Source organism: Microbacterium thalli (assembly GCF_028737325.1).
In the GTDB taxonomy this organism is placed as follows: domain Bacteria; phylum Actinomycetota; class Actinomycetes; order Actinomycetales; family Microbacteriaceae; genus Microbacterium; species Microbacterium thalli.
Genome location: NZ_JAQZCH010000001.1, coordinates 866,325 through 886,774, shown reverse-complemented (window position 1 = coordinate 886,774; position 20,450 = coordinate 866,325). Strand labels below are relative to the sequence as shown.

General features: G+C 71.7%; 17 protein-coding genes. 11 read left to right on the top strand and 6 right to left on the bottom strand.

The genetic code is table 11. The features are described 5' to 3' along the window. Positions 1-83: 83 nt before the first annotated feature. Both PUW82_RS04400 and PUW82_RS04395 read left to right on the top strand, forming a co-directional pair. Positions 84-848, top strand: coding sequence for an ABC transporter ATP-binding protein (locus PUW82_RS04400; protein ID WP_274221113.1), 765 nt, complete (start codon positions 84-86; stop codon positions 846-848). Then, a complete protein-coding gene (locus tag PUW82_RS04395; RefSeq protein ID WP_274221112.1) occupies positions 845-2,251 on the top strand; it encodes an FtsX-like permease family protein in 1,407 nt (468 codons plus the stop codon). The genes PUW82_RS04400 and PUW82_RS04395 overlap by 4 nt, the downstream gene beginning before the upstream one ends. A gap of 38 nt (positions 2,252-2,289) precedes the next feature. On the opposite strand, the gene PUW82_RS04390 is transcribed toward PUW82_RS04395, so the two are convergent. After that, complete coding sequence (locus PUW82_RS04390) at positions 2,290-3,135, bottom strand: alpha/beta hydrolase (protein WP_274221111.1); 846 nt, start codon at positions 3,133-3,135, stop codon at positions 2,290-2,292. Positions 3,136-3,210: 75 nt separating this feature from the next. On the opposite strand from PUW82_RS04390, the gene PUW82_RS04385 reads away from it, so the two are divergent. Then, entirely contained in the window at positions 3,211-3,669 is a 459-nt protein-coding gene (locus tag PUW82_RS04385) for a MarR family winged helix-turn-helix transcriptional regulator (protein WP_274221110.1), read from the top strand. Continuing rightward, on the top strand, positions 3,666-5,012 hold the full coding sequence (locus PUW82_RS04380) for an MFS transporter (RefSeq protein ID WP_274221109.1): 1,347 nt from the start codon (positions 3,666-3,668) through the stop codon (positions 5,010-5,012). Before PUW82_RS04385 ends, PUW82_RS04380 begins: the two co-directional genes overlap by 4 nt. 158 nt (positions 5,013-5,170) lie before the next feature. Here PUW82_RS04380 and PUW82_RS04375 read toward each other — a convergent pair whose 3' ends face one another. Beyond that, a complete protein-coding gene (locus PUW82_RS04375; protein WP_337994540.1) occupies positions 5,171-8,044 on the bottom strand; it encodes a rhamnogalacturonan lyase in 2,874 nt (957 codons plus the stop codon). A gap of 101 nt (positions 8,045-8,145) precedes the next feature. Next, positions 8,146-9,153 (bottom strand): LacI family DNA-binding transcriptional regulator, encoded by a 1,008-nt coding sequence (locus PUW82_RS04370; RefSeq protein WP_274221108.1) that lies wholly within the window; start codon positions 9,151-9,153, stop codon positions 8,146-8,148. 142 nt (positions 9,154-9,295) lie between these two features. On the opposite strand from PUW82_RS04370, the gene PUW82_RS04365 reads away from it, so the two are divergent. The 7 genes from PUW82_RS04365 to PUW82_RS04335 all read left to right on the top strand — a co-directional run bounded on the left by PUW82_RS04365 (position 9,296) and on the right by PUW82_RS04335 (position 16,909). Next, the gene (locus PUW82_RS04365) at positions 9,296-9,709 is read left to right on the top strand and encodes an L-rhamnose mutarotase (RefSeq protein WP_420792716.1); all 414 of its coding nucleotides are present in this window, start codon (positions 9,296-9,298) and stop codon (positions 9,707-9,709) included. Then, the gene (gene rhaI / locus PUW82_RS04360) at positions 9,706-10,872 is read left to right on the top strand and encodes an L-rhamnose isomerase (RefSeq protein ID WP_274221106.1); all 1,167 of its coding nucleotides are present in this window, start codon (positions 9,706-9,708) and stop codon (positions 10,870-10,872) included. The genes PUW82_RS04365 and rhaI overlap by 4 nt, the downstream gene beginning before the upstream one ends. Beyond that, positions 10,869-12,185: an MFS transporter gene (locus PUW82_RS04355; RefSeq protein WP_274221105.1), complete on the top strand. Its 1,317-nt coding sequence runs from the start codon at positions 10,869-10,871 to the stop codon at positions 12,183-12,185. The genes rhaI and PUW82_RS04355 overlap by 4 nt, the downstream gene beginning before the upstream one ends. After that, positions 12,182-13,027, top strand: coding sequence for an alpha/beta hydrolase fold domain-containing protein (locus PUW82_RS04350; protein WP_274221104.1), 846 nt, complete (start codon positions 12,182-12,184; stop codon positions 13,025-13,027). Before PUW82_RS04355 ends, PUW82_RS04350 begins: the two co-directional genes overlap by 4 nt. Positions 13,028-13,052: 25 nt before the next feature. Next, positions 13,053-15,089 (top strand): bifunctional aldolase/short-chain dehydrogenase, encoded by a 2,037-nt coding sequence (locus PUW82_RS04345; protein ID WP_274221103.1) that lies wholly within the window; start codon positions 13,053-13,055, stop codon positions 15,087-15,089. Between the two features lie 103 nt (positions 15,090-15,192). Continuing rightward, a complete protein-coding gene (locus tag PUW82_RS04340; protein WP_274221102.1) occupies positions 15,193-16,611 on the top strand; it encodes a rhamnulokinase in 1,419 nt (472 codons plus the stop codon). 76 nt (positions 16,612-16,687) lie between these two features. After that, positions 16,688-16,909, top strand: a complete 222-nt coding sequence (locus PUW82_RS04335; protein ID WP_274221101.1) for a hypothetical protein — start codon at positions 16,688-16,690, stop codon at positions 16,907-16,909. Between the two features lie 61 nt (positions 16,910-16,970). On the opposite strand, the gene PUW82_RS04330 is transcribed toward PUW82_RS04335, so the two are convergent. The 3 genes from PUW82_RS04330 to PUW82_RS04320 are packed head-to-tail and all read right to left on the bottom strand — an operon-like array spanning position 16,971 to position 20,403. After that, positions 16,971-17,816, bottom strand: coding sequence for a transglutaminase family protein (locus PUW82_RS04330; protein WP_274221100.1), 846 nt, complete (start codon positions 17,814-17,816; stop codon positions 16,971-16,973). Continuing rightward, a complete protein-coding gene (locus PUW82_RS04325; protein WP_274221099.1) occupies positions 17,813-18,745 on the bottom strand; it encodes an alpha-E domain-containing protein in 933 nt (310 codons plus the stop codon). Before PUW82_RS04325 ends, PUW82_RS04330 begins: the two co-directional genes overlap by 4 nt. Continuing rightward, the gene (locus tag PUW82_RS04320) at positions 18,739-20,403 is read right to left on the bottom strand and encodes a circularly permuted type 2 ATP-grasp protein (RefSeq protein ID WP_274221098.1); all 1,665 of its coding nucleotides are present in this window, start codon (positions 20,401-20,403) and stop codon (positions 18,739-18,741) included. The genes PUW82_RS04325 and PUW82_RS04320 overlap by 7 nt, the downstream gene beginning before the upstream one ends. Positions 20,404-20,450: the final 47 nt, after the last annotated feature.

Sequence of the window (20,450 nt, the reverse complement as noted above, 5' to 3'; positions counted from 1 at the left end):
CGCCCCGGAATCGTCCGGACGACGGATGCCGCTACACCCGGCGGCGGACGACACCGGCACCCGTCCCGAGAAGAGTGGATGACATGACCACTCCGCTTTCTTCCGCTCCTGTCCTCGAGGCCCACGGGCTCGTGAAGCGCTACGGATCGCTGACGGCCCTCGACCGCGTCGACCTCACCGTCGCGGCGGGCGAGGCCGTCGCCATCATGGGCGCCTCGGGGTCGGGCAAGACGACCCTGCTGCACTGCCTCGCCGCGATCATCTCGCCCGACGCGGGCTCGGTGCGCCTGACGGTTCCGGGCAGCGGCCCCGAGGAGTTGGTGGGGATGCCGGATGCGGCGCGCTCGGCCGTTCGCCGCCGTCGCCTCGGCTTCGTATTCCAGGACCACCTGCTGCTGCCCGAGCTGACCGCCGTCGAGAACGCCGCCCTGCCGCTGCTGCTCGTGGGTACGGCGCGGGCCGCGGCCGAGGCGCACGCGGCCGCCTGGCTCGGCGCACTCGGACTGTCGGGCATGGAGAATCGGCGGATCGGCGAGCTGTCGGGCGGCCAGGCCCAGCGGGTCGCGATCGCCCGCGCGCAGGTCACGGGCGCGCCGGTCGTGTTCGCCGACGAGCCGACCGGCGCGCTGGATTCGACGACGTCGTCCGAGGTGCTCGACGCCCTCCTCCACGCGACGACGGGCCAGGGACGCAGCCTCGTGGTCGTCACGCACGACGCCGAGGTCGCCCGGCGGTGCGACCGCGTGCTGCGGATGCGCGACGGGCGGATCGTCGACGGCCCGCAGACCACCGGTGCGGCCAGCGCCGGAGCGAGCACCGTGGCGTCCACCGTGGCGGTGACGCGATGAGCGCGTTCGTGGGCACCGCGGCGCCGCCCGCACCCCTCACGACTACCGGTGCGGCGAGTGGCGGCATCCGGCGTCTGACCTCCCTGACGATGCTGCTGTCGCGACCGAGCCGGCAGGGCTCGTCGGCGATCCTGTTACCGCTCACCGCCTTCGCCGTCACGACGACGCTGCTGCTCACCGTCGCGGGCGGCACCCGGATGTTCCTCACCGATCCCCGTACCGGCGACGCGGCGTTCATGTACGGCGTGCTCAGCGTGCTGGCGCTGCTCCTGCTCGCGATCCCGACGGCAACGCTGGGTGCCGCGGCGGCGCGACTGTCGAGCCGCAGGCGCAACGACCGTCTGTCGACGCTGCGCCTGCTCGGCGCGACCAACACCGAGGTGTCCGCGATGGCCGTCGGCGAGGCATCCGTCGTCGCGCTGGCCGGGGCCCTCGTCGGGGCCGCGGTCTACGCGGCCGTCCTGCCGCTCATCGGGATGCTGCCGTTCTTCGGCGGTCCGGTCGGGGCCGCCGCCGTCTGGGCCGGCTGGCCCATCGTCGCCGCGGCCGTCGTCGGGGTCACGCTCATCGCGACGCTGAGCGCCGTCGCGAGTCTGCGCCGCGTCCGGCTGACTCCGCTCGGCGTGCGCCGACGCACGCAGGCGCCCCCGCGGCGCACGGCGGTGCTGGTCACCGCCGGCATCGGGATCGTCGTCGTCAGCGTCGTGGTCGCGCAGTTCAGCAGCGTCGCGGCACTGCTGGCCCCCGCGGCCGCGCTCGGCCTGCTGCTGGCTCTGTTCGCCGGCGCCCTCGCCCTCGTGAACCTCATCGGAGCGCCGATCGTGGCGGCGCGCGGACGCTCGCTCGCGCGCCGGGCCCGTTCCGCACCGCAACTCATCGCGGGTCGTGAGCTCGCCGCGCATGCCGCGACGGCGTGGCGACGCGTCTCGAGCATCGCGATGATCTCGTTCATCGCGGTCGTCGGCGGCAGCGGTATCGCGATCGCCGATCTCGCCGAGGCCGAGCCGGGCATGACGCTGTTCGCCGACATCCGTACGGGCGTGCTCGTGACGCTGGGCGGCGGGTTCCTGCTCCTGGCGGCGTCGGTCGGGGTGAGCCAGGCGGCGTCGGTGCTCGACGACCGCGATCTCATCGTCGGCCTCGACCGACTCGGCATGCCACCGGCCGACCTCGCGCGGGCGCGCCGCATCACCGTGATGCTGCCGCTGCGCTGGGCGGCCGCCGGCGGCGCAGCGGTCGGAGCGGTTCTCGCCCTGCCGATCGTCGGGCTGAGCCTCGTGGTCGCCCCCCTGTCGGTGCTCGTCATCGCGCTGACTTTCACCGCCGGGTTCGGAGCCGTGGCGCTCGCCCTGCTCGCGTCGCGGCCGCTCGTCACCGCGATCCGGCGCGGCGCCGCGGGCTGAGCCGGACTCGGCAGCGCGAGGCGCCGGGTCGTCCCGGCTCAGACGGGCGGGATGCGGGCGTCGAGCCACGCCCGCAGATGCGCGTGGACGTCGCCGCGCACCGCTTCCTGGAAGATCTCGTGACGAGCACCCGGGTACACCAGGGTGGTGACGTCGGTGAGGCCGGAGCGGGTGCGATAGGCGTGCGCGAGCCGGTGCACGCTGCGCGGTCCGCCCACGGTGTCGTCTCGCCCGACGAGGAGCAACAGGGGGACGTCGACACCCAGATCGCGCCGCGGCCGACCGAGCAGCCGAACGGCGTCGACCGGACCGAACAGACGCAGCAACGGCGTGGTCGTCGTCAACGGGTCGTCGAGGAACCCCCGCTGCACCTCCGGGTCGCTGCTGAGCCACTCGACCCCGTTGGCGTCGGGCGCCTTCCACGGCTTGTTGAGGGCTCCGGAGTTGAGGGACCCCGGCCAGCGCAAGGCCGAGCCGACGAGCACGACCGCGGCGTAGGCCTCGGGCCGCGCGTCGAACAGCATCTGCGCGAGGAACGAGCCCCACGAGTGCCCGAGCAGCACGATCGGCAGACCCGGGTTCTCGCGCTCGATGATCCCCGTCAGCTGCGCGCAGGCGTCGCGCGCGGCGCGCAGCCCACCCGGACCGAGACGACCCAGCTTTCGCGGGTCACCGTGCTGCCGGATGCCGGTGCGGCCGTGTCCCCGGTGGTCGTCGGCGTAGACGGTGAACCCCGCTGCCGTGAGCACGGCGATGACCTCGCCGTAGCGCCCGGCGTGCTCGCCGACGCCGTGCAGCAGCTGGACGACACCCCGGGCCGCGCCGGCCGCCGGGTGGACGTCGTAGACGATCGCGATCCCCCGCGCGTCGGTGAACTCGGGCATGCCGAGATTCTACGGTGCGCGATCCGGCTCACCCAGACCTTTAGCAAGACTAATGAGCTAAGCTAATGATCACAGATGAGCATTCCTCCCCCCTCTTCCGCGCCCACGTCCACCGTCGACCTCGCGCACGAGGCGACCGACCTGCGGATGGCGACCTTCCGCCTCGCCCGGCGCCTGCGCGCTCAGCGCGCGATCGACTCGATGAGCGACGGGCAGTTCGCCGTGCTGGCCAACCTCCACGTGCACGGACCCCACACCCTCGGCGAGCTCGCCGACCGTGAGCGCGTGTCGGCGCCGTCGATGAACCGCACCGTGAACTTCCTCGAAGAGCTCGGGTACCTCACGCGCACGCCCGACGGCGTCGACCGACGCAAGGTCAACATCGCCCTGTCGGACGAGGGCCGGTCGGTCGTCGTCGAGACGACCCGTCGCCGCGACTCGTGGCTCGAGCACGCACTCGAAGACCTGACTCCGGCCGAGCGCGAGACGCTCGCCGCGGCCGCCGCGATCATGCAGGGGATGGCAGACCGATGAGCTCCGCGATGTTCCGGTCGTTCTCGGTCTTCAACTACCGCGTGTGGTTCATCGGCGCGCTCGTGTCGAACGTGGGTGCGTGGATGCAGGCGACGGCCCTCAGCTGGGTCGTGCTCACGGGGCTGACCGACAACGACGCCGGCGCCATGGGCGTCACGATGGCCCTGCAGTTCGCTCCGCCGCTGCTGCTGGTCGGCGTCACCGGGTGGGTCGCCGACCGCTTCGACCGACGACGGCTGCTCATGGTCACGCAGACCGCGCTGCTGCTGGTGGGGCTCGTCATCGGCACCCTGCTGCTCCAGGGCGTCATGACGCTGCCCCTGATGTACGCCTTCGCCTTCGGGCTCGGCCTGATCTCGGCGTTCGACAACCCGGCGCGGCAGGCGTTCGTGTCCGACATCGTCGCGCGTGAGATCGCCGCCAACGCGGTGGCGCTCAACGCGGCATCCTTCAACGGCGCCCGCATGATCGGACCGGCCGTCGCGGGCATCGTCATCGTCGCCGTCGGCACCGGGTGGGTCTTCTTCATCAACGCCGCGACCTTCCTCGCGATGATCGTGGCGCTGCTCCTCATCCGACCCGGCGAGCTCATCCCCCGCGTGCAGTCGCCCGGCGCGGCGCGTCTGGCCGACGGGTTCCGCTACGTTCGCGGGCGGCCCGATCTGATGGTCGCGTTCGCGATGGTCTTCCTGCTCGGCGCGTTCGGCATGAACTTCCCCATCTTCGCCTCGACGATGGCCATCGAGTTCGGGCGCGACGCCGACGGCTACGGCCTGCTCAGCTCGATCCTCGCGATCGGCTCCCTCGCCGGTGCGCTCATGGCGGCGCGACGCGACCGCGCCCGCATCCGCGTCGTCATCTTCGGAGCCGGCCTGTTCGCCGTGGCCGCCGCCGTCTCGGCGTTCATGCCGACGTACTGGCTGTACGCCCTCACGCTGATGTTCACCGGGTTCGCCGTCGTGACGACGCTGACCACCGCCAACGGTTACGTGCAGACCACGACCGACCCGGCGCTGCGCGGCCGCGTGCTCGCGCTGTACATGGCGATCCTCATGGGCGGCACACCGGTCGGCGCCCCGATCGTCGGATGGGTGGCCGACCAGTTCGGTCCGCGCGCCGCCATCGGGGTCGGCGCGATCGCCGCGTTCCTCGCCTTCGCCGTCGGCGTGACCTGGATGCTCGTCTCGGGGCGCGTGCACCGCTCAAGCTCGCGGCGCTTCGCCCTCGCGCTCGACGAGACGCGGCCGATCTCGGTCGTCGCGCCGGAGGAGTTCAGCGACGAGGTCGCCGGCACCACCGCCATCCCCCTCCCCGATCCGTCCGCCGACACCCGCCGGCGCTGACCCGCCCGACCGGGTGGCGGGTCCGGCGGTCGGGCTCAGCGAGGAGCCGGCGCCAACTCCTCAGACTCGGGCCGATTCGGCCACCGCGGCGCCCTACGGCCCCACCTGCACGCCGATCTTGAGGAGTTACCGCCAGCCCGGCCACCCCCGCCCCGGCGTCAGCAGAGCCGGGCGAGGTAGGGCGCGTCGTAGGTGGCGTGGTAGCCGACGCCGTCGACCCAGCGGTACGCGGTGACCTTCGCGTTTCCCGGCACGAGCGAGTCGCGGCGCGAGTCGAACAGCTGGTAGGCCGCGGCGCCGGCTGCGACCTTCTGCTGGGCGTGCTCCCCGCCGACGGCTGCCAGCCGCACGTCGATCGGCCCGTCCGCCTGGTTGGCGGCGTGGACGGCGACCTGCACCGAGCCGTTCACGCACTGCGACCGGGCGCTGACCCGCAGCGGCACCGGCTGCCCGGCGCGCACCGTGGCCGTCGCCGACGGCCGCGAATCCGCTGCCGCGCCGTACTGTCCCGTCGCCGACACGCTGGCCGCCCACGCTCCTTCGGGCACGCGCGCGAAGCGCGCGGTCCGCGCCTCGGCACCGACCTGCTGCACGATCGTCTCGCCGGTGCCCGAGCGAAGCGTGACGGTGTAACCGGCCACCGGGGCGCCGGCATCCGTCGCCTTCCACGTCACGTTCACGCCGGCGGAGTCGACGCCGATGCCGGGCGCCGCGACCGGGGCCGGGGCGGGACGCAGCGGCACCCCGGCGAAGTCCATGTCGGACCCGAGGGCGAACCCGGTGTAGCTCGGCTGGTTGTAGGCCGTCTGCTGGCGGGCGACTTCGGCGCGGTACTGCGGGTCGTGCATGAGCGTGTAGAGCTTGTACCCGGTGACCTCGGTCGACAGGTACAGCCGCAGCGCAGACGAGTCCGCGGTACGGACGATCAGCTCTTCGCGCCAGTCACCGAGCACGTCGGCGACGAGGCCGGGGTTGCCCTTCGTGCCGTTGTTCGTCAGCGTCCCGGATGCCGTGAGCACGGTGCCCCGCGCGGCGTCGTCGATCGTCGGCGTGGCGGTGCCGCTGCCGTTGACGATCTGCGTCGTGAGATCACCCGCCCAGCGGATGGACTGGTTGGTGCCGGGAGTCGCCGCCGCCAGCACCTCGCCGCGGGCACTGAGCAGCCCGGATGCCTCCGTGCCGCCGGGCATGCTCGACCACACCTCCATGCCGCGGACGTCGGAACGCACGTCGCCGATCATGCCGCGGCCGGTGTCGCGTCCGGAGTAGGCGCCGAAGATGACCTCGCCGGTGGCGGCGTCGCGCAGTGCACTGCCGTAGGGGGCGTAAGCGCCGCCCTCGTGGACGGTGAAGATCTCGAGGCCGGCACGGTCGGGGTCGATGTCGGTCACGTGCATCGCGTCGCCGTGGCCGAGCCGCGCCGTCGCCCCGGGCGTCGCGGAGCCGGCGGGCATCTCGGCGACGGAGCTGTACAGGAGGCCGCCGTCGTCGTCGATGGTCGCCGAGCCGTAGACGATCTCGTGGCGTCCGTCGCCGTCGACATCCGCCGCCGACATGCTGTGGAAGCCCTGGGTCGTGATGCCGCCGTACACCGGATCGGTGCCGTCGACACCGTGCGGACCGTCGTTGAACGGGTTGCTCATCGGCGCGTGGCCGCTGTCGACGAGCCAGCGTTGCGCGAGGTTCTCGCCGTCCCAGTCGTAGGTCGCGATCGTCGTGCGGGTGTAATAACCGCGGGCGAAGACGGCGGAGGGACGTTCGCCGTCGAGGTAGGCGACTCCGGCGAGGAAACGGTCGACCCGGTTGCCCGGCTCGATCCGGGCCATGGCGTAGTCGCCCCACAGCAGGCCGTCGTCGCCACGTCCGGGCTCGTACCGCACAGTCTGCAGCTCGGCGCCGCTTTGACCGTCGAAGACGGTCAGGTACTCGGGCCCCTCGAGGATGAAGCCGGCGAAGTTCCGCAGCGCGTTGCGCCCGCTGCGGGAGGGGGCGTAGACGTCGATGAAGTGGTCGGCGAGCGCGCGCGCATCGGCCTCCGACAGCGGATAGTCGTAGCGCGGCTCGATGCCGAAGGCCTGCTCGAGGGTGGCGGGCCACTGGCCCGAGACCACCTCGTCCCGCGTCGCCCAGCCGCGGAACATCTCGACGACGTGCTCGTAGTAGTCGCCCGGGCTCATGCGGTAGTCGTCGTCGTGCGAGACGCCGGCGGCGACGTCGTCCGCGGGCATCGTGATGTAGCGCTCCTCGGCCACCGAGCCGTCCTCGGCGTACGTGATCGACTTCGTGCCGGGCGCCGTCTTGAGGATGGTCTCGGACCGGCCGTCGCCATCGAAGTCCGACACGAGGAACTGCGTGTAGTGCGCCCCCGCGCGGATGTTGACGCCGAGGTCGAGACGGTTCAGCAACCGGCCGTCGAGGGTGTACGTGTCGACGAAGACACTGCCGGTGTACCCGACCTGCGAGACGTCCTTCGCGTTCGAAGGGTCCCACTTCACGATGAGCTCGTAGCGGCCGTCGCCGTCGACATCGCCCACCGAGACGTCGTTCGCAGCGTAGGTGTAGGCCTCGCCGGCGGGGGTCACGCCGTCGGCCGGCCGCTGCAGGGGGATGTCGAGCAGACCGTCCTGCGCCGCGATGGCCTCACCGCTCGGGGCGGCCTCGATGCCCGCGGTCACCGCCGCGACGCGGTAGACGGATGCCGCGGTGCCGCCGCCGTCGCGATAGTTCGTGCTGTCGGTGACGGTGGCGATCGCCGCGCCGTCGCGGTAGACGACGAAGTCGGTGCCCGTCAGCCCTGTCTCACCGGCGCCGCTGGCCTCGCCCGCGAGCAGGCGCCAGCTGAGGAAGACGCCCTCGCTCGTCGCGGCTGCCACCAGGCCGCGGTCGAGCGCCTCGAGCCGTGGCGTCGGCGCCTCGGATGAGGCCGCCATCGACGGCTCGGCGCTCGCGGCCGGCGCGACGATGACGCCGCCTGCGGCGAGTGTCGCGGCGGTGAGGCCGGCGAGCAGGGTGGACCGGAATGTGTTCTTCATCGAATCAATCCCATCGGAATACGCTTTCCTGCGATGGGGATGAGCCTAGGTGCCAGAGCCCGCGCGCCCGATGAGGGTTCTCTCATCCGGACGGCGGCACGTCAGCCGATGGTCGAGTCCCGCGCCACGAGTTCGGGGCGGAATCGCACCTGCCGGTCGTACGTGCCCGCGGGATCGTCGAGCCCGCGCAGCAGCAGGTCGACGGCGCGGTAGCCGATCTCGTGCGCCGGCTGCCGGATCGAGCTGAGCGGCACGACCGTGGCGGCGGCGAAGTCGATGTCGTCATAGCCGATGAGGGCGACCTCGCCGGGAACGCGGACGCGCCCGAGCACCGAGAACGCCTGCAGCACGCCGACGGCGAGCAGGTCGTTCGCCGCGAACACGGCATCCACCCGGTCGGCACCGGTGCGCTCGCGCAGGTGCTCGCCGGCGGAGCGCCCGTGCAGCACCGACAGCGCGGGCACCGGCACCTCCTCGAGCGTCGCCCCGGGCACCTCGGCCACCGCCCGCCGCGCACCCTCGAGACGGTCCGCGACCTGCCGGATCGACGCCGGGCCGCGCACGAATGCGATGCGACGGCGTCCCCGTGCGAGCAGGTGAGCGACGGCGAGGTATCCGCCTTCGACATCGTCGACCGACACGGAGGCGAATGCCGCGTCGTCGACCTCGCGGTCCACGAGCACGACCGGAACGCCTGCCGCACGCAGCGTGTCGAGGCGGGTCAGGTCGTCGCCGGCCGGTGTGACGAGGACACCGTTCACGCGCTGCTCGCGGAAGAGGTCGAGGTGCGCCGCTTCGCGCTCGGGCTTCTCGTCGCTGGTGCTGAGCAGCACGGCCATGCCGCTCTCCGCCGCCCGAGCCTCGGCGCCGCGGGCGACCTCGGCGAAGAAGGGGTTGCCGATGTCGAGCACGACGAGCCCGATCGACCGGCTGCGGCCCGCGCGCAGCTGGCGGGCGGCGTCGTTGCGGACGAAGCCGAGGTCGGCGATGGCCTGCTGCACTCGCGCGACCATGTCGGGCGACACGCGCGCCGGGTTGTTGAGGACGTTCGACACGGTCCCCACCGACACGGATGCCGCCACCGCGACATCCCGCACGCTCACTGCCATGCGCTCCACCGTAGCGCGCTGCCCTCTCGATCGCGCGGGAATCGGTAAGCGCTTGCCGGTTGCGCCGACCCGCGAGACCCCCTACGCTGTGTGAAACGATTCATTCCGCCGACAACATCGTCGGCACCGATCAGGAGCCTCGATGATGAGCGCAGCCGCCCACCGGGTCTGCTTCTCGCTGCAGATCAACCCCGACCTGCTCGACGAGTACGTTGCCCGACACACGCCGGTCTGGCCCGACATGCTCGCCGAGATCGCCGCGTCCGGGCGGCGCAACTACTCGCTCTTCCTCGCCGACGGCGGCCGCCTGATCGGCTACTACGAGGTGGACGACGACGCTGCGGCCCAGGCCTACCTCGCCGCCTCACCCGTCGCCGCCCGCTGGGAGGCCGAGATGGCGCGCTTCTTCGTCGGCCTCGCCGGCCGACCCGATCAGGCCGCGACGCCCCTGACCGAGATCTTCCACCTGGACGACCAGCTGGTCGCCGCGACCTCCCCTCCCGGCGACGCCGGCACCTCCCCCGCCCTCGACGACGAAAGCGACGACGCATCGTGACCGCACTCTCCCCCGACGATTTCGCCCTGCTCGAACGACAGGGCATCGAGCTGCCCAGCTGGGCGTTCGGCAACTCCGGCACGCGCTTCCGCGTCTTCCCCACCGCCGGCACCCCGCGCGACCCGTTCGAGAAGATCGCGGATGCGGCCGAGGTCAACCGTGTGACGGGCCTCGCCCCCTCGGTCGCGCTGCACATCCCGTGGGACAAGGTCGACGACTACGCCGCGCTGCGCCGCCACGCCGAAGACCTGGGCGTCGCGCTCGGCACGATCAACTCGAACACCTTCCAGGACGAGGACTACAAGTTCGGCGCGCTGACCCACGAGGACGACGCGATTCGCCGCAAGGCCATCGACCACCACCTCGAGTGCATCGACGTGATGGATGCCACCGGCTCGCGCGACCTCAAGGTGTGGCTCGCCGAGGGGTCGAACTACCCCGGTCAGAACGACATGCGCGACCGCCAGGACCGCCTCGCCGACTCGCTGCAGCAGATCTACGCCCGCCTCACGGGCGAGCAGCGCCTGGTGCTCGAGTACAAGTTCTTCGAGCCGTCGTTCTACCACACCGACGTTCCCGACTGGGGGACGAGCTACGTGCAGGTCGCCGCCCTCGGCGAGCGCGCGATGGTGTGCCTCGACACGGGCCACCACGCCCCCGGTACCAACATCGAGTTCATCGTCATGCAGCTGCTGCGCCTCGGCAAGCTCGGCTCGTTCGACTTCAACTCGCGCTTCTACGCCGACGACGACCTCATCGTCGGTGCCGCCGACCCGTTCCAGCTGTTCCGCATTCTCGTCGAGGTGCTGCGCGGCGGCGGCTTCGACAACCCCGACGTCGTGTTCATGCTCGACCAGTGCCACAACATCGAGGCGAAGATCCCCGGGCAGATCCGCTCGGTGCTCAACGTCCAGGAGATGACGGCCCGGGCACTCCTCCTCGACCGCGACGCCCTCGCCGCCGCCCAGCGCGCGAACGACGTCCTCGGCGCGCAGGCGGTGTTCATGGACGCGTTCTACACCGACGTGCGTCCCGCCCTCGCCGAGTGGCGCGAGTCGCGAGGGCTTCCCGCCGACCCGATGGCCGCGTATGCGGCATCCGGGTATCAGGAGAAGATCGAGGCCGACCGGGTCGGCGGCACGCAGGCCGGGTGGGGCGCATGAGCACGACCCGCACCCGTCGCCCGCTGAGCGCGTGGAAGGCGACTATCGCGGTCGCCATGTCGAACTACATCGAGGCCGGTGCGATCATCGCGCTCGCCACGAGTCTGACGCTCTGGCAAGAGGCCTTCGGCTTCGACGACGGCGTCGTCGGCATCGTCGCCGCCCTGTCGGCCAACGCCTTCGGCGCCGCGATCGGCGCGGCGATCGGCGGACCGCTGTGCGACCGCCTGGGCCGGAAGTTCATCTACACCTACGACCTGATCGTCTTCATGATCGGTGCGCTGGCGGTCACGTTCGCCCCGAATCTCGCCGTCCTGCTCGTCGGGGTCATCCTCATGGGCATCGCGGTCGGTGCGGGCGTTCCGGCCTCGTGGACCTACATCGCCGAAGAGGCGCCGAGCGAGCACCGCGCCGCGCACGTGGGCACGGCGCAGCTCGCCTGGTCCATCGGCCCCGCGGTCGGGTTCCTGCTCGCGGTCATCGTCGGCCCGCTGGGCCTGCTCGGCTCGCGTCTGATCTTCTTCCACCTGTTCGTCATCGCCGCCGTCACCTGGTGGGTTCGGCGTGGCCTGCCCGAATCGCGGCGCTGGAAGAGCGAACGCGAGACCGCGATCGCGGCGGGAGAGCGTCCCTCGTTCTTCTCGGGGATCGTGGGCCTTCTCAAGGAGCCGAAGAACTGGGGCGCGCTCGCCTTCCTCATCGGCGTCTACGGCCTGTGGAACACCGTCGCCGGTCAGGCCGGCATCTTCCAGCCGCGCGTCTACGACGCCGCCGGCCTGCACGATCCGGTGCAGCAGAACCTGCTGCAGGTGCTCGTCTGGAGCCTGACCGCCGCCGCGACCTTCTTCGGGTTCATGCGTTACGGCGACCGCGTCCGGCGGAAGTGGCTCTACCTCGGCGGCGCGGCGCTCGGCGTCGTCGCGTGGGCCGTGCTGATCTATGCACCTCCGGGCCTCTTCTCGCTGCTCTTCTTCGCGGTCGCCTGGGGCATCTCGGCCGGCGTCGGCGCCCAGGCCTTCTACGGCCTCTGGACCGCGGAGCTGTTCGCGACCCGTTACCGCGCGAGCGCACAGGGCGTGCTCTTCATGCTCGCGCGGGTCATGGTCGGACTGCTGAGTCTGGTCTTCCCCGTGCTCCTCTCGGGGCTCGGCCTGGCCGGGCTCGGGGTGATCATCCTCGGCCTGCTCGTCGCAGCGCTGCTGATCGGCACGATCTGGGCGCCGAAGACCGAAGGCAAGTCGCTCGAGGACATCGAGCTCGAGCGCTACGGCCGGCACGTCCCGACCGCAGCCGAGGTCGGGGCGCAGCGATGAGCGAGACAACCCCGTACAGCGCCGCGGAGGGACTCGTGCGCGTCTACCCCGGCACCGGACCGACCGGCACCGGGCTCGTCTGGATGCACGGCGGCGGGTTCGCGTACGGCGACCTCGACATGCCCGAAGCGGATGCCGTCGCCCGCGGTCTCGCCGCCCGGGGCACCACCGTCGTCTCGGTCGACTACCGCCTCGCCCCGATCCCCGCGGGGTGGGACGGCGCCGACGACGCGGGCCCCGACCGCAGCGAGCACCGGTTCCCCGCGGCATCCGACGACGTCCTGCGCGCCTGGCGCTGGGCCGGTGAGAACGCCGAGCGGCTCGGGGTGTCGCGCCTGGCGATCGGCGGCGCGAGTGCCGGGGCGAACCTCGCCGCGGGCGCGACGCTGCGACTGCTGGGCTCCGGCGACCCCGCCCCCGCGCTCGTCGTGCTCGCCTACCCCACGCTGCTCGCGGTGCAGCCGGCCCCGGGCTTGAGCCTGCGGGCCGCGCTCGACGCCCACCCGGAGTTCGACCGGTTCGGGCCCGATGTCGTCCGCGCGATGTACGAGAACTACCTCGGCCGTCCGGTCGTCGGCGCGCCGGTCGCCGCCGTGCCCGGCCTCGCGAGCGTCGACGAGCTCGCCGCGTTCCCGCCGACGTTCATCGTGACGAGCGAGATCGACGAGCTCAGCGTCTCGGCGGAGGTCTTCGCCGCCACGCTGCGCACGGCGAGGCGCTCGGTCGACCTCGTCGTCGAGCCCGGAACCGACCACGGCCACCTCAACCGCCCCGAGCTGTCGGCAGCCGCCGCCTCGATCGACCGCATCGCTCGGCGCCTCGCCGAGCTGTCCGCATCCTGACCCGTCCCCGTCCCGAAGGAACGCCATGACCTCCCCCGCAGCCGCCGACCTCATCGCGCGCAGCAATCGCCTGGGCTCCGACCCGCGGAACACCAACTACGCCGGAGGCAACACCTCTGCCAAGGGCACCGACACCGACCCCGTCACCGGTGAGCCCGTCGAGCTGTTGTGGGTCAAGGGCTCGGGCGGCGACCTCGGCACGCTCACCGAGCAGGGCCTGGCCGTGCTCCGCCTCGACCGGATGCGCGCCCTGGTGAACGTGTACCCCGGGGTCGAGCGCGAGGACGAGGTGGTCGCCGCGTTCGATTACTGCCTGCACGGCAAGGGTGGCGCCGCTCCCTCGATCGACACCGCGATGCACGGCCTGGTGGATGCCGCGCACGTCGACCACCTGCACCCCGACGCCGGCATCGCGATCGCGACCGCCGCCGACGGCGAGCAGCTGACGGCGGCCATCTTCGGCGCGAAGGTCGTGTGGGTGCCGTGGCGGCGCCCGGGCTTCCAGCTGGGGCTCGACATCGCCGAGATCAAGGCGAAGAACCCTGAGGCGATCGGCTGCATCCTCGGCGGGCACGGCATCACGGCGTGGGGCGACACCTCGGAGGAAGCAGAGGCCAACAGCCTCTGGATCATCGAGACCGCGCAGGCCTACATCGACGAGCACGGCACGGCCGACCCGTTCGGCGGCGAGCGTCCCGGGTTCGTGGCGCTGCCTGAGGCGGAGCGTCGCGCCCGCGCCGCGGCCCTGGCCCCGACGATCCGCGGCATCGCCTCGACCGACAAGCCGATGGTCGGCCACTACACCGACGCGGACGTCGTGCTCGACTTCCTGGCATCCGAGAAGGCCCCCGCTCTGGCCGAACTCGGCACGAGCTGCCCCGACCACTTCCTGCGCACGAAGGTCAAGCCGCTCATCCTCGACGTCCCGGCGACGGCATCCGTCGAGGACCAGATCGCGCGGCTGCACGAACTGCACGCGGCGTACCGCGCCGACTACCAGGCCTACTACGACGCCCACGCCGACGCGGACTCGCCCGCGATCCGCGGTGCCGACCCGCTCATCGTGCTGGTGCCGGGTGTGGGCATGTTCTCGTACGGCGCGAACAAGCAGACCGCCCGCGTGGCGGGTGAGTTCTACGTCAACGCGATCAACGTCATGCGCGGTGCCGAGGCCCTCTCGTCCTACGCGCCGATCTCGGACGCCGAGAAGTTCCGCATCGAGTACTGGGCGCTCGAAGAGGCCAAGCTGCAGCGCATGCCGAAGCCCAAGACCCACCAAGGACGCATCGCGTTCGTCACGGGCGCGGCATCCGGCATCGGCAAGGCCATCGCCACCCGGCTCGCCGCCGAGGGCGCGTGCGTCGTCGTCGCCGACCTCGACCTCGAGAAAGCGCAGGCCGCAGCCGCCGAGCTGGGCGGCACGGATGTCGCGATCGGCGTCGCAGCCAACGTCGCCGACGCGGACGGCGTGCAGGCCGCGATCGACGCGACCCTGCTCGCGTTCGGCGGCATCGACCTCGTGGTCAACAACGCCGGGCTCTCACTGTCGAAGCCGCTGCTCGAGACCACCGAGAAGGACTGGGACCTGCAGCACGACGTCATGGCCAAGGGCTCGTTCCTCGTCTCCAAGGCCGCCGCGAAGGCGCTCATCGAACAGCGAATGGGCGGCGACGTCATCTACATCTCGTCGAAGAACTCCGTCTTCGCCGGCCCGAACAACATCGCGTACTCGGCGACGAAGGCCGACCAGGCCCACCAGGTGCGACTGCTCGCGGTCGAGCTCGGCGAGCACGGCGTGCGGGTCAACGGCATCAACCCTGACGGCGTCGTCCGCGGTTCGGGCATCTTCGCCGCCGGCTGGGGCGCCAATCGCGCCGCGACCTACGGCGTCAAGGAAGAGGACCTCGGCCAGTTCTACGCCAACCGCACGATCCTCAAGCGCGAGGTCGTGCCCGAGAACGTCGCCGACGCGGTCTACGTGCTCACCGGCCCCGAGCTCTCGCGCACGACCGGCCTGCACATCCCGGTCGACTCCGGCGTCGCCGCCGCCTTCCTCCGATGACCGGGTGCCGAGTGCGCGGCTTCGCGCCGAGTGCACCCCATCCACGCGTCGAGATCCCGCGCACTCGGCACGCGGCCGTGCATTCGGCAGAGGGATGCCGCGCATGACCCGCTCGGGGGCGGTCGCGGCGGTCGACCTCGGGGCCACGAGCGGGCGGGTGATCGTGGGGCGGGTCGGGCCCGACCGGCTCGAGACGACGACGGTCGCGCGGTTCGCCAACGAGCCCGTCTTCGCCGGCGACGGCCTGCACTGGAACCTCGTGGGGATGTACGGCGCCGTGCTCGATGGCCTGCGCGAAGCGTTCCGGTCGACCCCCGGCATCGCGTCGATCGGCGTCGACTCGTGGGCCGTCGACTACGGGCTGCTGCGCGGCGGACGCCTGCTCGGCGAGCCCTTCCACTACCGCGACGAGCGCACGGCCCGGGGGGTGGCGAGCGTGCACGCGCGCTTCCCGCACGCGGAGCTCTTCGAGCGCAACGGGCTGCAGTTCCTGCCGTTCAACTCGCTGTACCAGTTGGCCGCCGAGGACGCCGCGACGCTCGCCTTCGCCGACACCGCGCTGCTCGTGCCCGACCTCATCGGCTACTGGCTGACCGGCGCGGCGCGGGCCGAGCAGACCAACGCCTCGACGACGGGACTGCTCCGCGTGCTGCAGGCGGCGTGGGACGACGGCCTCGTCTCGGCGCTCGGCATCCCCCGCGGCATCCTCGCTCCCCTCATCGCCCCGGGCGAGACGCTGGCACCGCTGCGCGATGACGTCGCCGCCTCGATCGGCGCTGCGGCGGGCACGCCGGTGACGGCGGTCGGCTCGCACGACACCGCCTCGGCGGTCGTCGCAGTGCCGATGCACGCGGATGCCGCGGCCTACATCTCGTGCGGAACGTGGGGACTCGTCGGGGTCGAGGTCGATCACCTCGTGCTCACCCGTGCCGCCCTCGAGGCGAACTTCACGAACGAAGGCGGCGTCGACGGGCGTGTGCGGCTGCTGCGTAACGTCATGGGCCTGTGGGTGCTGAGCGAGGCGGTGCGACAGTGGGAGCGCCGCGAGGGGCATCGCATCGACCTGCCGACGCTGCTCGATGCCGCCCGCGAGGCCGAGGGCGTCGTGTTCGACGTCAACGACCCGCGGTTCCTGGCCCCGGGCGACATGACCCCGCGCATCGACGCGTGGTTCGCCGAGCACGACGTCGCGTCGCCGCGCACCCGCGCGGAGTACACCCGCTCCATCGTCGAGTCGCTCGCCCAGGCGTTCGCCGATGCCGTCGCCGATGCGGCGCGCCTGGGCCGCGTCGACGTCCGCACGATCCACATCGTCGGCGGCGGCGCCCTGAACGAGCTGCTCTGCCAGCGGACCGCGGACCGCGCCGGGATGCCCGTACTCGCGGGGCCGGTCGAGGCGACGGCGTTGGGCAACGTGCTCGTCCAGGCCCGCGCGGCGGGTTTCGTGTCGGGTTCGCTCGAGGCGCTGCGCGACCTCGTCGCCCGCACCCACGAACCCCGTCGCTACGAGCCCCGCGCCTGATCGGGCCCGCCTTCCCCCCGCCGATGCGGTGTCAAGGGGTGCGGCGCCCGGCGCGGGCGGGCGTAACGTCGCGGCCATGAGCAGCCACGACACCCCGACCGGCGACGCCGGCGACACCGCGATCCCGTCCGACGAGCCCACGGGCGACCGGCACGACGACGACACCAGCGCCGAGCAGTCGATCACCGACGACGCCCCGACGGGCGGCGACCCGACGACCGAGGATCAGCTCACCGCCGACAACGCCGCCGAAGAGGACATGCTGAAGACCCTCGACCCGGGTGACCCGCCCGCCTGAGAGGCGCCGCGACAACGGCCGGTTCCCTCAGGGGACCGGCCGTTGTCGCATGGGCGCAGCGCTACGCCTCGCGCGTGATCGTGACGGCGACGTGCAGCGCGCTCTTGTACGGCCCGGCGAAGACGCCGCGCAGCGGGGGCACGTCGTTGTAGTCGCGACCACGCCCCACGAGCACGTGGCGGTCGCTGATCTCGATGTTGTTCGTGGGGTCGAAGCCCTGCCAGTCGCCGGCGAACCACTCGATCCAGGCGTGCGACTCCCCCGTCACCGGCACGCCGACGGCTGCCTCGGGATCCGGATGCAGGTAGCCCGACACGTACCGGGCCGGGATGCCGACGCTCCGCAGGGCACCGAGGGTGATGTGCGCGATGTCCTGGCACACGCCCTGCCGCGCAGGCCACGCTTCGGCCGCCGTCGAGTGCACCCCGGTCACACCGGGCATGTACTCGACCGCGTCACCGATCGCGATGGCGATGGCGTGTGCCGCCGGGCCGGGCGCGTCGTGCCCGTCGGCGATCTCGCGAGCGAGCTGGGCGACCTCGGGGTGCGGTGCGGTGCGCGGGGTCTGACCGAGCTGCTCGACGGTGTGGATGGAGCGTTCGGACTCGGCCGACAGCTCGTCCCACGAGAACGACCGATGCTCGATCGGGCGCGGGCGCACCTCGACGAGCGACCTCGCCGTGATCGACAGCGACCGGTGCGCGGCGAGCACATCGAAAGCGGCGACACGCGTGCCGAAGTAGTCGATGTAGTGGTTGACGGCCGTCGTCGGGTCGATGTCGAGCTGCGAGCTGAGCACGAACTGACTGTCGGTCGAGCTCGGGAGCATCCGTGCCTCGTTGTACGACGCGGCGACGTCGCCGGGATAGGTGAATCCGGTCGCGTGCTCGATGCGCAGACGCTTCACGAGGTCTCTCCGATCCAGTTCGGTTCCGCCGCCGTGGGGAAGAAGCGGCTGCGGATCGCCTCGGACGCCTCGCGCGTGACCTTCTGCACGTTGTCCATGTGCTCCGGCAGCTCCGACAGGATCTCACCGAGCGGCCGGTACTCGAGGTCGTTGCGGATGCGGCCGAGTGCGCGCAGCACCGCGTTGGAGTGCCCCACGCGGTCGGCGACGGGGTCGATCGCGCTCATGCACTCCTCGGCGCGCTGGATCGAGTGGATGATCGAGCGCGGGAAGAGCCGGTCGAGCAGGAGGAACTCGGCGGCGTTGTGGGCGCTCGGCATGCCGCGGTAGGTGCGCAGGTACGCCTCGTAGGCGCCGCACGAGCGGAGGATGGTCGTCCACGACGGGCCCGACTCCTCCGTCAGCGAGCGCGTCGCGAGCAGGCGTGCGGTCATGTCGGTGCGCTCGATGGAACGCCCGAGCGTGAAGAACTGCCACGCCTCGTCGCGGCTGGTCGACGAGTCGGTCACCCCGACGGCGAGCGCCGCGCGCTCGCGCACCCAGTGGAAGAACTCGTGCACCTTCTCGGCGTTCAACCGCCGCGGCATCCGGGAGTAGGTGGTGTTGAGGGTCTCCCACAGCTCGGTCGAGACGATCTCGCGCGCCCGCCGGGCGTTCTCGCGGGCCGACTGCAGCGAGTAGGCGATGCTCGACGGGTTCGTGCGGTCGACGGCGAGCCGCGTCAGCACGTCCTGGCGCGTCACGGCGCTCCGCCCCTCGGGCGGAGGCGAGCCCATGACCGACAGGAGCGAGCGGCACGCGGTGTCCTCGTCGATCCACGGATCCTCCAGCAGCAGCTGCAGGTGGACGTCGAGGATGCGGGCGGTGCCGTCGCTGCGCTCGATGTACCGCCCGATCCAGAACAGGCTCTCGGCGATGCGGCTCAGCACGTCGCACCCCCGGTCTGCTGCTGCTGTTCCTGCTGCTCGCTGAGGCCGCTGGGCAGGTCCTGCGGCGAATGGGCCGGCTGGTCCTGCTCGTCGTAGATGATCGGGATCGCCTGCGTCGACGCCTGATCGGCGACGAGGCCGGCGAGGTTCCCCTGCGCGTACTCGACCGTGCGCGGCGCGTCGCCGCCGACGATCCAGGTGTCCTTCGAACCGCCGCCCTGGCTCGAGTTGACCACGAGCTGCCCCTCCGGCAGCGCGACGCGGGTGAGACCGCCCGGCAGCACCCACACCTCGTCGCCGTTGTTGACGGCGAAGGGCCGCAGGTCGGCGTGGCGGGGGCGCATCCCGTCCTCGACGAGGGTGGGGATGGTCGAGAGCATGACGACCGGCTGCGCGATCCAGCCGCGCGGGTCGGCGAGGAGCTTGCGGCGCAGCTGCTCGAGCTCGGCGGGTGAGGCATCCGGTCCCACGACCAGGCCTTTGCCGCCCGACCCGTCGACCGGCTTCACGACGAGTTCGTCGAGACGGTCGAGCACCTCTTCGAGCGCGTCGGGATCCTCGAGGCGCCAGGTGTCGACGTTCTTGAGGATGGGCTCCTCGGCCAGGTAGTAGCGGATGAGGTCGGGCACGTAGGTGTAGAGCAGCTTGTCGTCGGCGACGCCGTTGCCCACCGCGTTCGCGATCGTGACGTTGCCCAGGCGCGCTGCCAGCATGAGGCCGGGGGCACCGAGCATCGAGTCGGCGCGGAACTGCAGCGGGTCGAGGAAATCGTCGTCGACCCGGCGGTAGATGACGTCGACGCGCTGCGGTCCCCGCGTCGTGCGCATGAACACCTTGCCGCCCGAGCACACCAGGTCGCGGCCCTCGACGAGCTCGACGCCCATGAGGCGGGCCAGCAGCGTGTGCTCGAAGTACGCGGAGTTGTACACGCCCGGGGTCAGGACGACGACGTTCGGCTCGTCCACCCCGGGAGGAGCCGACGCCCGCAGCGCCTGCAGCAGCTTGTTCGGGTAGTCGCCGACGGGCCGCACGCGCATCGAGACGAACAGCTCGGGCAGGGTCTGCGCCATGACGCGGCGGTTCGAGATGACGTAGCTGACGCCCGACGGAACGCGGACGTTGTCTTCGAGCACCCGCATCTCGCCGTGCTCGTCGCGGATGAGGTCGATGCCCGAGACCTGGATCCGCACGCCGTTGGCCGAGCGGATGCCGGCGGCCTGACGGTAGTAGTACTGCGACGAGGCGATGAGCTTGGCCGGCAGCACCCCGTCGCGCACGCAGAACTGGTGCCCGTACGCGTCGTCGAGGAACGCTTCGAGCGCGCGCACGCGCTGCGTGACACCCGACTCGACATGCGACCACTCGTCGTAGTCGATCACCCGGGGGACGGCATCCAGCGGAAAGGGGCGCTCTTCGCCGGCGAAGTCGAAGGTGACGCCCTGGGCGAGGTATGAGCTGGCGAGCGACTCGGTGCGTCCGCGCAGCTCCTCCTGCGTCATCTGCGCGAGGGCCTGGTACAGCTCGCGGTAGGCGGCGCGGGAGCTGCCGGGGGCGGGCAGGGTGCCCGACACCTCGAACATCTCGTCGAACGCCGGAACGCCCGACACCGTCTTGCGCGGCGTCAGCGTCGAGCCGTATCCGTCGAACAGGTCACCCATGGGTGCGAGCCTAATCGGGGGCGTGTTGCGGCGATGTTTCCCCGCTT

Excerpts from the sequence above, each read along its gene's own strand:
- PUW82_RS04400 (WP_274221113.1), top strand. The coding sequence starts at position 84 with ATGACCACTCCGCTTTCTTCCGCTCCTGTCCTCGAGGCCCACGGGCTC.
- PUW82_RS04395 (WP_274221112.1), top strand. The coding sequence starts at position 845 with ATGAGCGCGTTCGTGGGCACCGCGGCGCCGCCCGCACCCCTCACGACT.
- PUW82_RS04390 (WP_274221111.1), bottom strand. The coding sequence starts at position 3,135 with ATGCCCGAGTTCACCGACGCGCGGGGGATCGCGATCGTCTACGACGTC.
- PUW82_RS04385 (WP_274221110.1), top strand. The coding sequence starts at position 3,211 with ATGAGCATTCCTCCCCCCTCTTCCGCGCCCACGTCCACCGTCGACCTC.
- PUW82_RS04380 (WP_274221109.1), top strand. The coding sequence starts at position 3,666 with ATGAGCTCCGCGATGTTCCGGTCGTTCTCGGTCTTCAACTACCGCGTG.
- PUW82_RS04375 (WP_337994540.1), bottom strand. The coding sequence starts at position 8,044 with ATGAAGAACACATTCCGGTCCACCCTGCTCGCCGGCCTCACCGCCGCG.
- PUW82_RS04370 (WP_274221108.1), bottom strand. The coding sequence starts at position 9,153 with ATGGCAGTGAGCGTGCGGGATGTCGCGGTGGCGGCATCCGTGTCGGTG.
- PUW82_RS04365 (WP_420792716.1), top strand. The coding sequence starts at position 9,296 with ATGATGAGCGCAGCCGCCCACCGGGTCTGCTTCTCGCTGCAGATCAAC.
- PUW82_RS04355 (WP_274221105.1), top strand. The coding sequence starts at position 10,869 with ATGAGCACGACCCGCACCCGTCGCCCGCTGAGCGCGTGGAAGGCGACT.
- PUW82_RS04350 (WP_274221104.1), top strand. The coding sequence starts at position 12,182 with ATGAGCGAGACAACCCCGTACAGCGCCGCGGAGGGACTCGTGCGCGTC.
- PUW82_RS04345 (WP_274221103.1), top strand. The coding sequence starts at position 13,053 with ATGACCTCCCCCGCAGCCGCCGACCTCATCGCGCGCAGCAATCGCCTG.
- PUW82_RS04340 (WP_274221102.1), top strand. The coding sequence starts at position 15,193 with ATGACCCGCTCGGGGGCGGTCGCGGCGGTCGACCTCGGGGCCACGAGC.
- PUW82_RS04335 (WP_274221101.1), top strand. The coding sequence starts at position 16,688 with ATGAGCAGCCACGACACCCCGACCGGCGACGCCGGCGACACCGCGATC.
- PUW82_RS04320 (WP_274221098.1), bottom strand. The coding sequence starts at position 20,403 with ATGGGTGACCTGTTCGACGGATACGGCTCGACGCTGACGCCGCGCAAG.